This is a genomic window from Blastococcus jejuensis (assembly GCF_039534705.1).
GTDB classification, from domain to species: Bacteria; Actinomycetota; Actinomycetes; order Mycobacteriales; family Geodermatophilaceae; genus Blastococcus_B; species Blastococcus_B jejuensis.
Window position 1 is genome coordinate 15,509 of record NZ_BAAAVV010000013.1, and the last position, 14,907, is coordinate 30,415.

Sequence of the window (14,907 nt, forward strand, 5' to 3'; positions counted from 1 at the left end):
CAGGCCGGGCCGTGTGGGACGTCCGCCCAGCGCCCGTCGGGACAGGAAGAGTTGTCGATCAGGGCTGTCGGTCGTTGAGTCCCGGCAAGCAGGTGATCTCAGGAGCGGTCAGCCCATGGTCGTGTGCACGGTCACTGAGCGGGTGGCGGGGGATTCGCCGTCCGTGGCGGCCGGGCGCGCCGACCGGTCCCGCCTGACCCGGCTCCTCGTGCTCGCCGCCGCCGTCCTCGGGTTGTGGGTCCTGCTCGCCGCCACCGCCGACCGCGCCCATGCGGACCCGGGCGGCCAGCCCGCCCCGGCCGCGGCGCAGGTCCTGCTCGATCTCGTCCCGCCACCGTCGGGCGGCGGGTCCGCGGAGCACCTCGGAGGCGCCGGGCCAGCGGTGGATCGGGCGGTCGACGCATCCGGCACGCCGCCGGTCGACCTGCCCGCGGTCGTCGAGCAGCCACCCGGCGGACCACCGGTCGTCGACCCGCCACCGGTCGTGGACCCGCCCCCGGTGGCGGTGCCCCCGCTCGTCGAGCAGCCGCCGGCCGACCCGGCGCCCGTGACCGAGCCGCCGGCCGTCGTCGAGGCGCCACCCGTCGCCGAGCCGCCGCCCGTGGTCGAGGCGCCGGCCGTCGTCGACACCCCACCCGCGGCCGACGCAGCCGCAGCCGAGGCCGCACCCGTGGTCGACGCACCGCCCGTCGAGGCCGCTCCGGCGGTCGAGGCCCCGCTGGTCGAGACACCCCCGGTCGACCCGGCCGCGGCCGCCGAGACCGCGGCGGTCGCCGACGTCCCGGCGCCGGCCGTGCCGACCGTGCCGGACGTCCTGGCCGACTGCGTCATCGCCCCCCTGCCCAGCCCCACAGCCGTGGCATCCCACGCGACCACCACCCAGCGCCCGGCCGACGCGACGGACGAGGCCGCGGCCGGCCAGGGACCGAAAACGTCCCCGTCGCACGGCGGCGCGCCGATCCCGCCCGCCCCGCCGCTCGCGCCGACCAGCCTGCCGGCGCCACCGGCCCCACCCGTTCCGGGCAGCACGACGGCGCTCGCCTCCGCCGGCCCGTCGACCTGCGGTTCCGGGCACACCGATCGCCAGGACCTGCTCAGCGCCGTGCTCGCTGCCGGCCTCCCGGCGTCCCTCGCGCGGGCCACGGTCGGCTTCGCCGGCGGCCCGGCCGGGTCCGTCGTCCGCGGTGTCGGCGAGCCGGGCGATCGCCCCGACTGACGCGTCGCGTCCCGTCGGCAGCCACCGCGAGGAACCCTCGCCCGGCCTGCCTGCCTGATCACGACGGCTCCGCGCCCTCCCGGGCTGCGACCCCACCGTCCGCGACCTCACCGCCTCGCGCCCCTCCGGGCGTCCGCCCGACCGCACGCCAAGGACTTCCAGATGAGTCGCGCCACCTACGAGCCCCCGGGGAAGGTGTCCCCGGCCAGAGTCGTGCTCGCGCCGGCGGCACTGCCCGGGGAGCTCCCCCAGCCGCAGACCGTCGCCGCCCGCCGCGCCTGGCGTGCCGCCTACGTGCGCCGTCTCGTGGCCGCCGACGCCGGCACCGCGCTGGTCGCGGTCGCCGTGGGCTGGGCGACGACGTCCGGGGTCGCCCCTGCCGTCGCCCTCGCACTGCCCGTCGTCTGGGTCGCCGCCCTGTTCGTGGCGCGCGGCTACGACCGCAACGTGCTCTGGGAAGGCACCGAGGAGTTCCGTCGCGTCTTCGTGGGCGCCGTGCTCGTGCTCGGCGGCGCGGCCCTGTTCGCGTGGGCCGGCCAGGTCGACGTCCCCCGCGGCTTCGTGGCGCTGACCCTGCCCCTGGGCACAGCACTCACGCTCGGGCACCGGTACGCGCAGCGCCGCCTCCTGCGCCGGGCCCGCGCGCAGGGCCGGCACCCCCAGACGACCCTGCTGGTCGGGCACGCACTCGGGGTCGCGGGCCTGCACGAGCAGCTCCGGCGGCAGGCCGGTCTCGGCTACCAGGTCATCGGCTGCTGCCTGCCCGCGGGCAGCGGCGCCGGGATGGTGTTCTCCGGGCTACCGGTGCTCGGCGGGCCGGGGGACGTCGTCGACGTCGTGCGCCGGTACGACGTCGACACCGTGGCCGTGCTCCCCTCGGCCGAGCTCGACGGCGCCGCGCTGCGCCGGCTCGGCTGGGACCTGGAGAAGACCCGGGCCGAGCTGCTGCTCGCTCCGACCGTCACCGAGATCGCCGGGCCGCGGGTGCGCATCCGGCCGGTGTGCGGCCTGCCCCTGCTGCACATGGAACGCCCGGAGCTGCACGGTCCGCGCCGGGTGGTCAAGGCGACGTTCGACCGCGCCGGCGCCGCACTGATTGTGTTCCTGCTGCTCCCGGTCCTGCTCACCGTGGCGCTCGCCGTGAAGGTCGGCAGCCGCGGGCCGGTCCTCTTCCGGCAGCAGCGGGTGGGGCGCGACGGGCGCATCTTCCCGATGCTGAAGTTCCGCACGATGGAGGTCGACGCCGAGCGCCGGCTGGCCCAGCTGGTGCCGCACAGTGACGGCAACGGCGTGCTGTTCAAGATGCGCCAGGACCCGCGGGTCACCCGCATCGGCCGCCTGCTGCGGCGCTACTCCCTCGACGAGCTGCCGCAGTTGCTCAACGTCCTGGCCGGGCACATGTCGCTGGTCGGCCCCCGCCCGCCGCTGCCGACGGAGGTCGAGCGGTACGGGCTGGACATGCGGCGGCGCTTCGTCGTGAAGCCCGGCCTGACCGGTCTGTGGCAGGTCAGCGGGCGGTCGGCGCTGTCGTGGGAGGAGTCGGTCCGGGTCGACGTCCACTACGTCGAGAACTGGTCGCTCCTGCTGGACCTGCTCATCCTGTGGCGCACGTTCGGGGCGGTCATCCGGGGGGACGGCGCGTACTGAGGGCCGCCGGGGGGCCGGCGGCCGGCAGGTTCCAGCGCAGCGTGACCCATCCTCCCGCGCGATCTTCGGGCAGCGGGGGGCCGTGCGGATCGCTACGGTCCTTTCCAGGTAACAGCGATGGAAAGAGGTCCCCATGTTGGTCCGCCGGATCGCCCGGCCACTGCTCGCCGCCCCGTTCATCTACGGCGGCATCAGCACCCTGCGCAAGCCGCAGGACCGCGTCCCCGGCGCCCGCCCGGTCGTCGAGAAGCTCGCGGAGACGGCCGACAAGCAGTTGCCGGTGCACGTGCCCAGGGACGTCGAGCAGTGGGTGAAGGCCGACGCCGCCCTCAAGGTGGTCGCCGGCACGCTGTTCGGGCTCGGCCGCCTCCCGCGGCTGACCGCGCTCGCCCTGTCGGCGTCGATCGTGCCCACCACGCTCGCCGGGCACCGCTTCTGGGAGCACACGGACCCGACCGAGCGCTTCGGTCAGATCTCGAACTTCCTGAAGAACGCCGGCCTGCTCGGTGGGCTGCTGCTGGCCGCCGTCGACACCGAGGGCAAGCCGTCGGTGGGGTACCGGGCCCGCCGGGCCGCCCACCGCGCCGCCGACTCCACCGAGAAGAGCTTCGCGAAGGCCCAGAAGCGCGCCGCCAAGGCGCAGAAGCGGGCGAAGAAGGCCGCGAAGAAGCAGGCCAAGAGGGTTTCCAGCTGAGCGGTCCGCTCCCGCCCGCGGCCGCGCTCCGGAGGATCGCCTTCCTCCTGGAGCGCGCCCGCGAGCCCAGCTACCGGGTGCAGGCGTTCCGCACGGCCGCCACGGTGATCGACGGTCTCGACGCCGCCGCGCTCGACCTGAAGATCGCCACCAACACGCTCAAGGACCTCAAGGGCGTCGGCCCGAAGACGGCGGCCGTGGTCGTCCAGGCGCACAAGGGTGAGGTGCCCGACTACCTGACCAAGCTCGAGGAGGACCTCGCCGAGCTGGTCCCGCTGGCCGACGACGTCGCCGAGTTCCGGGCCGCGCTGCGCGGGGACCTGCACGTGCACTCCGACTGGTCCGACGGCGGCAGCCCGATCCGCGAGATGGCCGAGGCGGCCCTGGCGCTGGGCCACGAGTACATGGCGCTGACCGACCACTCCCCCCGTCTCACGGTGGCCAACGGGCTGACGGCGGCTCGCCTGGAGCGGCAGCTGGACGAGGTGGCGGCCCTCAACGAGGAGCTGGCCCCCTTCCGGATCCTCACCGGCATCGAGTGCGACATCAACGCCGACGGCAGCCTCGACCAGACCGACGAGCTGCTCGGCCGGCTCGACGTCGTCGTCGCGAGCGTGCACTCCGACCTGCGCGCCGACGCGAAGAGCATGACGGCGCGGATGCTGACGGCCATCGCCAACCCGCACACCGACGTCCTCGGGCACTGCACCGGCCGGCTGGTCATCGGCCGCCGGCAGCGCGACGGCACGCAGAAGCCGCGGCCGGAGTCGCAGTTCGACGCCGACGCGGTGTTCGCCGCGTGCGTCGAGTTCGGCACGGCGGTGGAGATCAACTCCCGCCCCGAGCGGCTCGACCCCCCGAAGCGGCTGCTGCGGCAGGCCGTCGAGGCCGGCTGCGACTTCGCGATCGACACCGACGCGCACGCGCCCGGCCAGCTCGACTGGCAGGGCAACGGCTGCGAGCGGGCGGTCGAGTGCGGCGTCGACCCCGACCGCGTGGTCAACACCTGGCCGGCCGACCGGCTGCTCGACTGGACCGGCTGAGCCCGGAGCGACCTACTCCCCGGACGCTTGTGCTCTGCCCACCAGAGTGGGCAGAGCACAAGCATCGCCGGAACAGGTTCCTGAGGCGCCGTCGAGCGCGCCGGGCAGGGCCGAGCGCCCGCCGTCGGGCACCCTGGGGCGGTGCGCCGTTCCCTCGTCCTGGTCGCGGCAGTGCTGCTCAGCGGCTGCGGCGGCGGGACGACGGCCGAGCCGGCGTCCCCGGCAGAGGACGGTGCGCTGACCGTCCGCACGCTCGACCTCCGCGACGGGTCCCGGACCACCGATCCGACCCCGGCGACACCCGGGAAGGACGCCGCCCCGGGCCGCGACCTGCCGACCACCATCGCCTACCCGCCGGAGGGCGATGACCTCCCGGTCGTCGTCTTCACCCACGGCCTCGGCTCGCAACCCGAGGCGTACGAGGAGCTGCTGACCGAGTGGGCCCGGGCCGGGTTCCTCGTCGTCGCACCGCGCTACCCGCTGACCAGCCAGGGGTCGGCGGAGGTGTTCGACGACGTCCGGGAGCAGCCGGCCGACATCTCCTTCGTGCTCACCGCGGTGCTCGCGCTCGACGACACCGCCGGTGACGACCTCGAGGGCCGGATCGACGGCGAGCACGTCGCGGCGGGCGGGCACTCGGCCGGCGCGATCACCACGCTGGGGCTGCTGGGGCCGTGCTGCACCGACGAGCGCATCGACGCCGCGGTGATCCTGGCCGGTGCCCCGCTCTACTTCGGCTCGGCGTTCGCACCCCCGGGCGTCCCGGCGCTGTTCGTGCACGGCACCGACGACACCGTGCTGCCGGTCGGCGACGCTCAGACCATGTTCAGCGCGTACCCGGGCCCGGCGGCCTTCCTCGAACTCGTCGGCGGCACGCACTCCGCGCCGTTCGACGAGGCGAGCGACCCCGCATACGAAGCGGTCGCGGCGGCGACGACGGACTTCCTGCGCTGGTCGCTCGCCGGTGACGAGGCCGCGCTCGACGACCTCCGGGCGGTTCCGCAGCGGTGGCCGGGCGTGCAGCTGACCGCGGACCGGCTCGCCGGCGGTTAGCGCACCTGCCGCCGGACGCGCCCGTGCCCGCCGCGCGCGAGGGCGGCGAAGAACAGCGCGATCAGCAGGCCGACGACGAGCCAGGCCATGAGCAGGGTGAACACCCACATGGCTCCTCCTCGGGTCGTCGGCGTCGTTGCCGGCGGCACATTGTGCAGCCTGGCGGCCTTCCGCGGTGATGTGACGTCGCGCTCACCCGACCGGGCGTGCCAGCGCTCACCCCTTGGGGTGCCGCCGTCCCCGTTCGGGCGTAACCGCGTCCCCCGACCGCCGACCATTCACACCGTCACGCACACGTCATCAAGTTCGTGGCGGAAGCGCCCGATGAACACGGTGCGGGCGGTCACCTCCGGTGGGCCGCCGCTCTGACCAGGGGACACGAGGCCACCAGTGACGCTGCAGGTTCGGGACCTGAGCAGGGGGACGCGACTGCGTCCCGGCTCGGGCGCGCCCGGGAGCAGCAGGCGCCGGGTGGCCGGGCGGTCACGAGCCGCCGAGCTCCGCGCGTTCGTCGGGGGCATCCGCGCCTGGATGGTGCAGCTCCCCGTCGACGCCGCGCTGCTGATGACCCCCGCCGTCTGGGCGCCCGGGCAGTTCCTGCAACTGGCGGCCTTCACCGGCCTCGCGCTGCTGTTCATCACCGGCGGCGACCGCTACCGCGCCCGCCTGCACCTGAGCGTGCTCGACGAGGTGCCCACGCTGATCGGCCGCCTGCTGATGGCCGCGGCGACCGTGGCGATCGTCGTCGCGCTGAGCGACCCCGACCCGAACGACGTCGTCCAGTTCCTGACCTCCGCCGCCGTCGCCACCGGCCTGGTCGTCGGCGGCCGCGTCGCGACCACCGCGGTCGTGGCCTGGAGCCGACGCAGGCGCCTCACCGCGCACCGCACCGTCCTCGTCGGTGGCGGCGCCCTGGCCGCCGAGCTCGCCTCCAAGCTGCACGAACACCCGCGCTACGGCCTGTCGGTGGTCGGCTACGTCGACGACGGCGACGACGGCGTGGCCCGGTCGATGGTGCCGCACCTGGGCACCGTCGCCGACCTCGACCGCGTGGTCCGCATCCACGACGCCGACGTCCTGCTGGTCACCGACGGCGAGTTCGCCGAGGTCGACGTGCACGACGCCGTCCGCACCGAGCACGCCGTGGCCTGCGACCTGCTGGTCGTCCCGCGGCTGCACCACTTCCACACCCAGACCGGCCGGGCCGACCACATCGGCTCGATCCCGGTCATGCGCATCCGGACGCCCAACCTCGTCGGCCCGGGCCGGCGGATCAAGCGCGCCTTCGACGTCGCCGTCTCGGGTCTGGCCCTGTTCCTGATGGCGCCGGCGCTCGGGCTGATCGCGCTCGCCGTGCGCACCGAGGGCCCGGGCGTGATCTTCCGGCAGCCGCGGGTGGGCATGAACGGGCGCGTCTTCGACGTCCTCAAGTTCCGGTCGATGAAGCCGGTCGACGAGACCGAGTCGGCCACCAACTGGTCGATCGCGAACGACGACCGGGTCGGCACCGTCGGCCGGATCCTGCGCATGACCAGCCTCGACGAGATCCCGCAGCTGTGGAACATCCTGCGCGGCGACATGAGCCTGGTCGGCCCGCGCCCGGAGCGCCCGCACTTCGTCGAGCAGTTCTCGCAGCAGTACGAGCGCTACGCCCACCGGCACCGCGTCAAGGCGGGCCTGACCGGGCTGGCGCAGGTCAGCGGCCTGCGCGGCGACACCTCGATCGCCGACCGCGCCCGCTACGACAACTTCTACATCGAGAACTGGACGCTCTGGCTCGACGTGAAGATCATCCTGCGGACCGTCTCCGAGGTCCTCTTCGCCCGGGGCCGCTGAGCCGGTTCCTCCTCTCGCGGCGAGATCGGCGATCTCGCGCGCTTTGCGGGCCCAAGACGTGCGAGATCGGCGATCTCGCCGGGTCTCCCCACGGAGGGGGAGGGCCGGCGCCGTTAGCCCGTTCGAGGGACGACAGTTCACCCCCCTCCCGCTCACGCTGACCCGGATCTGATCAGCCACGACGGTGAAATGAGGCGATGGGGGGTGGCCCTCCGACTGCTGCACGTCAGCCAGCCCGTGGAGGCCGGGGTCCCCCGTGTCGTCGCGTCGCTCGTCGCCGACCAGGTGGCGCGCGGCCACGACGTGCACGTCGCCTGCCCGCCCGGCCCCGGCCTGGCGCACGAGGCACAGGCACGCGGCGCCACGGTGCACGCCTGGGCAGCCACCCGCTCCCCCGGCCCGTCCGTCCTCGCCGAGACCCGGCGGCTGGCCCGGATCGTCGCCGCCACCGACCCCGACGTCGTCGTCCTGCACTCGGCCAAGGCCGGGCTCGCCGGGCGGCTCGCGGTGCGCGGCCGCCGCCCCACGGTCTTCGTGCCGCACGCCTGGAGCTTCGAGGCCGTCCGCGGCCCGCTGGCCCGGCTCTCGACCGGCTGGGAGGTGATCGGCGCGCGCTGGGCCGACCTGGTCGTCTGCGTCAGCGACGACGAGCAGGCCGCCGGCCGGCGGCACGGCGTGCACGCCGGGAGCGTCGTCGTCCTCAACGGGGTGGACGTCGAGGCGCTGGCGCCCCGCGACCGGGACGCCGCGCGCGCCCGGCTGGGCCTCGACGGCTCCCCGACCGTCGTCTGCGTGGGCCGGCTGGCCGAGCAGAAGGGCCAGGACCTGCTGCTGCGGGCGTGGGCCGAGGTGCTCGACGCCGTCCCCGAGGCGCGGCTCGTGCTGGTCGGCGACGGCCCCGAGCGCGCGGCCCTCGAGGCCGCCGCGCCACCCAACGTGCACTTCGCCGGCGCCCAGGACCCCGCCGACTTCTACGCCGCCGCCGACGTCGTGGCCCTCCCCTCCCGCTGGGAGGGCGGCCCGCTGGTGCCGCTGGAGGCGATGGCCATGGGCCGGCCGGTCGTGGGCTTCGACGTCCAGGGCGTCGCGACGGCGCTCGGTGACACCGGCGCCCTCGTCGCACCCGGAGACCTCACGGGCCTGGCCGCCGGCCTCGCCCGCCTGCTCACCGATCCCGACCGGGCGGCCGCCGACGGCCGCGCCGCCCGCCGACGGGCACTGGAGGTGGCCGACCTGCGCACCACGCTGCAGAACTGGGAGGACGTCGTGACGACGGTGACCAGCCGGGACCAGAAGCGCCCGCTCCGCATCGTCGGCGTCCCCACGCTGACCCGCCGGCTCCTCGGCGGGGGCCTGGCCGACGTCGACGTCGCCGCGGTCGGCGGGGGCCGGCCGGGAGACTCGGTCCGCGCCGCCGTCCTCTCCGCGCTCGGTGTGCCCGTGTGGTGGCAGGGCACGCCGGGCGCCGCACCCCGCGCGCTGGGCGCCCCGATCGTCACCGGCGCGGCCGACGGCGAGCAGCTCGCCCGCGCCGCCCGGCGGCCGGGCGCCGACACCACCGGCGGCCCGCGGGTCAGCGTCGTCGTCACGGTGCTGAACGAGGGCCCGGCGCTGGGCCGGCTCGTCGACGACCTGCTCCCGCAGCTCGCCGAGGGCGACGAGCTCGTGATCGTCGACGGCGGCTCGACCGACGGCAGCATCGAGGCCCTCCCCCGCAACGACCAGCTCTGGCTCGAGGTCGTGCCCGGCGCGGGCATCTCCGCGGGCCGCAACCACGGCATCCGGGTGGCGAGGAACGAGATCATCGCCTGCACCGACGCCGGCTGCGTGCCCGAGCCCGGCTTCGTCGACGGCTTCCGGCGGGCGTTCGCCGTCGCCGATCCCCCGGCACTGGTCTCAGGCGTCTACACCGCGAGCGCCCGCAACCCGATGGAGCTCGCGCAGGCCCTGGCCTGCTACCCGCAGCCGGGCGAGGTGCGGCGGCCGAGCCTGTTCGTGCGCGCCTACACGCGGCTGTTCGGCAGCGGCTTCGACCCGCGGTTCGCCGTCGGCCGCTGCGTCGCGTTCACGCGCGAGGCGTGGAAGGCCGCCGGGGGCTTCCCCGAGCACCTGCCCACCGGCGAGGACGTCTCCTTCGGCCTGGCCGTCGCCCGGACCGGCCGGTGCGAGGCGACCACCGACGCGCTCGTCGACTGGGGCCAGCGCGACGGAATTAGGCCCACATGGCGGATGTACCGCAGCTACGGGCGGGCCAGCACCGACGGCGGCAACCGCGCGCTGCTGGTGCGCGACGGCGCGCGCGGGCTGGCCTACGTCGCCGCCCCGCTGCTGGCGACGAGGCCCGCGGGCCGGGCGGCCCTCGCCCTGGGTGCCGCGGCCTACCTGTCGCTGCCGGTCGCCCGGGCCCTGCGCGCCGGGGCGGGGGCGCGGGCCGTGGCCCTGCTCCCGGTCGCCCTGGCCACCAAGGACCTCGGCAAGCTGGCCGGCGCGATCCAGGGGCTGACCCGCCGGTGAGGACCGTCCTGATCGTGATGCCCTCGCTCGCCCGCGGCGGCGCCGAGCGGCACGGCGTGCTGCTGGCGACGGCGCTGGACCCGGCGCACTGGACCGCGCACGTGCTCGCCTTCGCCGACGGGCCGTTCCGCGCCGACCTCGAGGCCGCCGGCGTGCCGGTGGAGGTCGTGCCGCTGCCGGGCGGGCTGCGCTCGGTGCCGGCCGGGGCCGCCGCGGTGCGGCGGACCATCGACCGGATCGCGCCCGCGCTGGTCTCCGCGCACCACGTGCTCGCCGAGACGGCGGTGCGCCGGGCGCTGGCCCGGCGGCCGCTGCCGAACATCACCTGGAAGCACACCTACGGCCACATCGGGCACCGCGGGCTGCGCGAGCGCGCCTTCGAGCGGCTGACCGGCGGCGCGGTCACCCGGTACGGCGCGGTCTGCCACACCCAGGTGCGCTACCTGGCCGACGAGCTGGGGCTGGCGCCCGACCGGATCAGCGTCGTCCCCAACGCCGTCGCCGTGCCGGCCGAGCCGCCGCCGCTGCCCGCCGGACCGCCGACGGTGCTCATGGTCGCCGCGATGCGGGCCGACAAGGACCACGACCTGGTGCTGCAGGCCTGGCCCACTGTGCTCGAGCGGCACCCCGACGCCCGGCTCCGGTTCGCCGGCGACGGCCCGTGCCGGGAGCAGCTGGAGGCCAAGGCGGTCGGACTCGGCATCGCGAAGTCGGTGGAGTTCCTCGGCGTCCGCGACGACACCGAGGACCTGCTGCGCGACGCGCACCTGCTGGTGCTCGCCTCCTACGCCGTCGAGTGCTTCCCATACGCGGCGCTCGAGGCGATGGCCACCGGGCGCGGCGTGGTCTCTACCAACGTCGGCGGCCTGCCGGAGATGGTCGACGACGGCGTGACCGGCCGGCTGGTGCCGCCGCACGACGGCGACGCGCTCGGCCGCGCCCTGCTCGAGGGTCTGGACGACGCCACGGCCCCCGACCCCCAGTGGGGGCCCGCCGGCTGGGACCGGGCCCGCCGGGTCTACCCGCTCGACCTCTGGGCCGCCCGCGTGGGCGCGCTCTTCGACGACCTCACCAGCGCCGACCGCACCTACGAGAGGACCTCCTCGTGAAGCTCAACCTGTCCCGCCGGGCGGCCGCCGTCCTCGTCGTCGGCCTGGCGCTGGCCGGGGCCGGGGGCGGGTACGCGCTGGAGCACTCGCGCGGCGAGCAGTTCGAGGCGAGCACCGACGTCCTGGTCCGGTTCTGGTCGGTGGAGTCGTTCCTGCTCACCGGGCAGAGCAGCACGGTCAGCTCGGCCGACGTCGCCGACGCCGCCACGTTGGCCGGCTCCCGCGACGTGCTCGACCGCGCCGCCGACGACCTGGGTGACGGCCGGGACGGCGCCGCCCTGGCCGGCGCCGTCGTCGTGACGCCGTCGTCGTCGTCGAACGCCGTGTCGATCACCGCCACCGCGACCGACGCCGCGACGGCGGAGGCGACCTCGGAGGCCGTGGCCGCAGCGATGATCGACGCGCTGGAGGACCGGATCACCACCAGCTCCGCCGGCCTGGGCGGCGAGGACGGCGAGTTCCAGGCCCTGATCGAGCAGCGGGCCCGGGTGCTGACCCGCGGCGTGCAGCCGCTGGTCGCGCTGGCCACCGGCGACGCGCAGCAGACCTCCCCCGCCTACGCCACGGTCGCCGCGTTCGGCATCGTCGGCCTGGCCGCGGGTGCGCTGCTGGTCATCGGCGCCCGGTTCGCCCGGCCCGGCATCGAGGAGCCGCGGGTGGCCCAGCGGATCGTCGAGCGCCCGGCCGTGGGCTTCGGCGACGGCGGCAGCCCGGAGGCCGCGCGGCTGGTCCGCCGGCTGCTCGACGACCGCCCGCGGGGATCGGTGCTCATCGTCCCGGTGGACGCCGACGCCGAGAAGGCCGCGCAGACGTTCGCCGAGTGGGCGCGCAAGCGCAGCGCCGACGGGTCGGAGGCCTCGCGCGTGGTGGCCGCCACCGACCCGGCCGGCGTGGTGCTCTCACCGCGGCCGGCCGCGGGCCAGGTGGCCGCCGTCGTGCTGGTGGCCCCGCGGGGCACCGCCCGCCGGGCGCTGGCCGACGCGGCGACCCTGCTCGCGCCGTGGCAGGCCGTCGACGCGGTGGTCGTCCCGGCGTGATCGACCTCGGCCCGCGGACCACGCCCGCCCCCGCTCCCCTCGTGGAGCCGGGGGCGGGCCTGGTCCGCGTGGCCGTCGGCGGAGGGCTGCTGGTCGTCGCGGCCGCCGCCGCGCTGCTCGCGCTGGGGTACCCCCCGGTGCTCGCCCTCGGCCTGCTGGTCGGGGCGCCGGTGGCGCTGGCTGGGGCCTGGCTGCTGCACCGCCGGCCCGAGCTCGCCGCCTGGGCCGCGGTGCTGGTCTTCTCGACGTCGGCGGAGCTGCGGCTGCGCCTGGACCCGACGATCGGGGTGCTCAAGGACGCGTTGGTCGGCCTGCTCGTGGTGCTCGCGCTGGTCGCGGTGCGGCAGCGCCCTTCGACGCTGCGCCGGCTGAGCCCGCTGGCCCTCCCGGCGGCCGCGCTGGCGGTGCTGGTCGGTCTCTACGCGCTCGACCCGGCCGGCGCGCACGGCACCTCGTGGATCTTCGGCACCCGCCTGCTGGTCGAGGTGCTGGCGCTGCTGCTGGCCGGGGCGCTGCTCGCGCCGCGGGCCACGCTGGTGCACCTGGTGCGCGCGATGGTCGTCGTCCTCCCGTTCGAGGCGGCGTTCGCGTGGGCGCAGCAGATCGCCGGCCCCGCGTCGCTCATCTACGGCTGGTGGGGCTACGAGTACGGCTCGCAGGTGCGGTCGACGTCGGGGGGCGGGGTGCGCACCTCGGGCACCTTCGAGGACCCGTTCCAGCTCGCCGCCCTCGCCGTCCTCGGGCTGGCGCTGGCGCTGTTCGTCGCGTCCCGGTGGCAGGCCGCCGTCCTGATTGCGTCGGCGGTCGCCGTGCTCGGCGCCACCAGCGTGCGGACGGCGATGCTGCAGGCCGGCCTGCTGCTGGTCGTCTACGCCGTCAAGCGCGGCTTCGCCCGGGAGGCGGCGGCGCTGGGTGCGGTCGCCGCGGTGGCCGGGGTGTTCTTCCTGGCGACGACGACGTCAGCGGTGCGGCCCGGGGCGCCCGAGGAGCCGCTGCTGCTCACCCTCAACGGCCGCTCCGACGCGTGGGCACTGGCTGTCGACGGCTGGGACTCGCTGGTGGTCGGCAACGGGGTCGGCGCCCGGGGTACCGGCTCGACCCGCACCGAGGTCGCGGTGACCGGCCCGCCGCAGTTCGACGGCTCGGCGCCGGACGCGGCGTTCGCCGGCAACCCGGCGTTCCTCGACTCCAGCTACGCGCAGGTGCAGTCCGACGTCGGCATCGTCGGCAGCGCCGCGCTGCTGACGGCGCTGGCCGCCACCGCGGTCTTCCTCGTGCGGCGGGTACGCCTCGACCCCACCGACGGCGCCGCGTGGGCCGCGCTCGGCGTGCTCGCGGTGTCGGTCGTCGACTGGATCGGCCGTTCCTCGCTGGCCAGCTACACCACCGGTTTCCTCACCCTCTACGTGCTCGGCGTGCTGCTGGGCGCCGTCCGGACCCAGGAGCAGCCATGACGCTGACCGACGCACCGATCGCCGAGCAGGACGCCCGCCGGCTGGCCAAGGTCGGGCTGGCCGCGGCCATGGTGTCGCGGCTGATGGGCCGGCTGGTCGGCATCGTGCTGGTGATCGTGCTGGCCCGGCAGACCGGCGCGGAGACGGTCGCGGTCTACGGCTACCTGCTCGGGACGGCGACGCTGGTCACCATGCTCACCGACCTCGGGGTGGCGTCGGTGGCCGGTCGCGAGGTGGCCGCCGGGCGGATGCCGGCCGACGGTGCGCTGCGTGCGGCGCTGGGCCCGCAGGTGGTGTCGGTGGTGGCCGCGGCCGCCGCGACGGTGCTGCTGACCGTGGTGTGGGGTCCGGCGGAGGTGCCTGGCTCGGCGCTCGCGCTGACCGTGCTGTTCGTGCTGGCGGGCGGGCTGGTGAACCTGTGGGCCGAGGTGCTGCGGGCCACCGGGCGGGTGCTGCTCGAGGGGGCGCTGCAGTTCGGCTCCGCGGTCGCGCTCGTGGCCGTGGGCTCGGTCGTGATCATCGCCGGCGGCTCGGCGACCGACCTGCTGCTCGTGGTGCTGCTCAAGGAGGTCGCCGTCCTGCTGGTCGGCGTCGCGCTGCTGCGACCGCGGCGGCGGGAGGGCGTGCTGGCGCGGGAGCTCCTGACCCAGGGGCTCTGGATGGCCGTCGCGTCGACCGCGGTGATCCTGCTGTGGCGCCAGGGCACGCTGGTCGTGGGCGCGGCCGGGAGCGTGGGGGCGCTGGCGACCTTCGTCGTCGCCACCCGGTTCTTCGACGCCGGGGTGACCGTGGCGCACACCGCCGGGTTCGGGCTGGTGCCGGGGCTCTCGGCGCTGGCCGCCGACCCGGTGGCCTTCCGCCGCGCCGCGCGGCACTACCTGAAGCTGGCGGCGCTGGCCGGGCTGGTGATCGCGGTGGTCGGCTGGCTGGTGGCCGGGCCGATCACGACCATCCCGTTCGGTGAGCGCTGGGCCGACGCCGTGCCCGCGGTGCGGGTGGTGGCGCTCTCGGCGCTGCCGATCCTGGTCTCCTACGTCGCCTTCACGATGTTCCTGGCGCGCGGGCAGATGCGCTGGCTCACCGGTTCGGCAGTCGGCGGCACGGTGGCCGGCATCGGGGCGACGATCGCGCTGATGGCCTGGCGGCCGGACGCGCTCTCGGGCGTCCTGGGGACGACGATCGGCGCGACCGTGCTCGTCGTGCTGCTGCTCGTCGGCCTGCGCGACCTGCTGCGGCCGGGCGTGCCGGGGGCCGGCGAGGCGGCACCTGCTCCCAGCACCAACGCCTGACGGTCACCCAGGGCA

11 protein-coding genes are annotated in these 14,907 nt (G+C 75.9%); all 11 read left to right on the forward strand.

What is annotated here, in order from left to right; genetic code table 11:
* The first annotated feature begins 163 nt into the window (after nucleotides 1–163).
* The 11 genes from ABD644_RS19375 (at nucleotide 164) to ABD644_RS19425 (ending at nucleotide 14,892) form a co-directional block, all read left to right on the forward strand.
* The gene (locus ABD644_RS19375) at nucleotides 164–1,216 is read left to right on the forward strand and encodes a hypothetical protein (protein ID WP_344690685.1); all 1,053 of its coding nucleotides are present in this window, start codon (nucleotides 164–166) and stop codon (nucleotides 1,214–1,216) included.
* Nucleotides 1,217–1,378: 162 nt separating this feature from the next.
* Nucleotides 1,379–2,863, forward strand: a complete 1,485-nt coding sequence (locus tag ABD644_RS19380; protein ID WP_344690686.1) for a sugar transferase — start codon at nucleotides 1,379–1,381, stop codon at nucleotides 2,861–2,863.
* A 133-nt stretch (nucleotides 2,864–2,996) separates the two neighbouring features.
* A complete protein-coding gene (locus tag ABD644_RS19385; protein ID WP_344690687.1) occupies nucleotides 2,997–3,557 on the forward strand; it encodes a DoxX family protein in 561 nt (186 codons plus the stop codon).
* On the forward strand, nucleotides 3,554–4,600 hold the full coding sequence (locus tag ABD644_RS19390) for a PHP domain-containing protein (protein WP_344690756.1): 1,047 nt from the start codon (nucleotides 3,554–3,556) through the stop codon (nucleotides 4,598–4,600). The genes ABD644_RS19385 and ABD644_RS19390 overlap by 4 nt, the downstream gene beginning before the upstream one ends.
* 141 nt (nucleotides 4,601–4,741) lie before the next feature.
* The gene (locus tag ABD644_RS19395) at nucleotides 4,742–5,653 is read left to right on the forward strand and encodes an alpha/beta hydrolase family protein (protein WP_344690688.1); all 912 of its coding nucleotides are present in this window, start codon (nucleotides 4,742–4,744) and stop codon (nucleotides 5,651–5,653) included.
* A gap of 471 nt (nucleotides 5,654–6,124) precedes the next feature.
* On the forward strand, nucleotides 6,125–7,489 hold the full coding sequence (locus tag ABD644_RS19400; RefSeq protein WP_344690689.1) for a sugar transferase: 1,365 nt from the start codon (nucleotides 6,125–6,127) through the stop codon (nucleotides 7,487–7,489).
* Between the two features lie 204 nt (nucleotides 7,490–7,693).
* Nucleotides 7,694–10,003, forward strand: coding sequence for a glycosyltransferase (locus ABD644_RS19405; protein ID WP_344690690.1), 2,310 nt, complete (start codon nucleotides 7,694–7,696; stop codon nucleotides 10,001–10,003).
* Entirely contained in the window at nucleotides 10,000–11,112 is a 1,113-nt protein-coding gene (locus tag ABD644_RS19410; RefSeq protein ID WP_344690691.1) for a glycosyltransferase, read from the forward strand. The genes ABD644_RS19405 and ABD644_RS19410 overlap by 4 nt, the downstream gene beginning before the upstream one ends.
* On the forward strand, nucleotides 11,109–12,149 hold the full coding sequence (locus ABD644_RS19415; protein WP_344690693.1) for a YveK family protein: 1,041 nt from the start codon (nucleotides 11,109–11,111) through the stop codon (nucleotides 12,147–12,149). The genes ABD644_RS19410 and ABD644_RS19415 overlap by 4 nt, the downstream gene beginning before the upstream one ends.
* Nucleotides 12,113–13,603, forward strand: coding sequence for a hypothetical protein (locus ABD644_RS19420; RefSeq protein WP_344690694.1), 1,491 nt, complete (start codon nucleotides 12,113–12,115; stop codon nucleotides 13,601–13,603). The genes ABD644_RS19415 and ABD644_RS19420 overlap by 37 nt, the downstream gene beginning before the upstream one ends.
* Nucleotides 13,600–14,892: a lipopolysaccharide biosynthesis protein gene (locus ABD644_RS19425; protein WP_344690695.1), complete on the forward strand. Its 1,293-nt coding sequence runs from the start codon at nucleotides 13,600–13,602 to the stop codon at nucleotides 14,890–14,892. Before ABD644_RS19420 ends, ABD644_RS19425 begins: the two co-directional genes overlap by 4 nt.
* Nucleotides 14,893–14,907 lie beyond the last annotated feature (15 nt).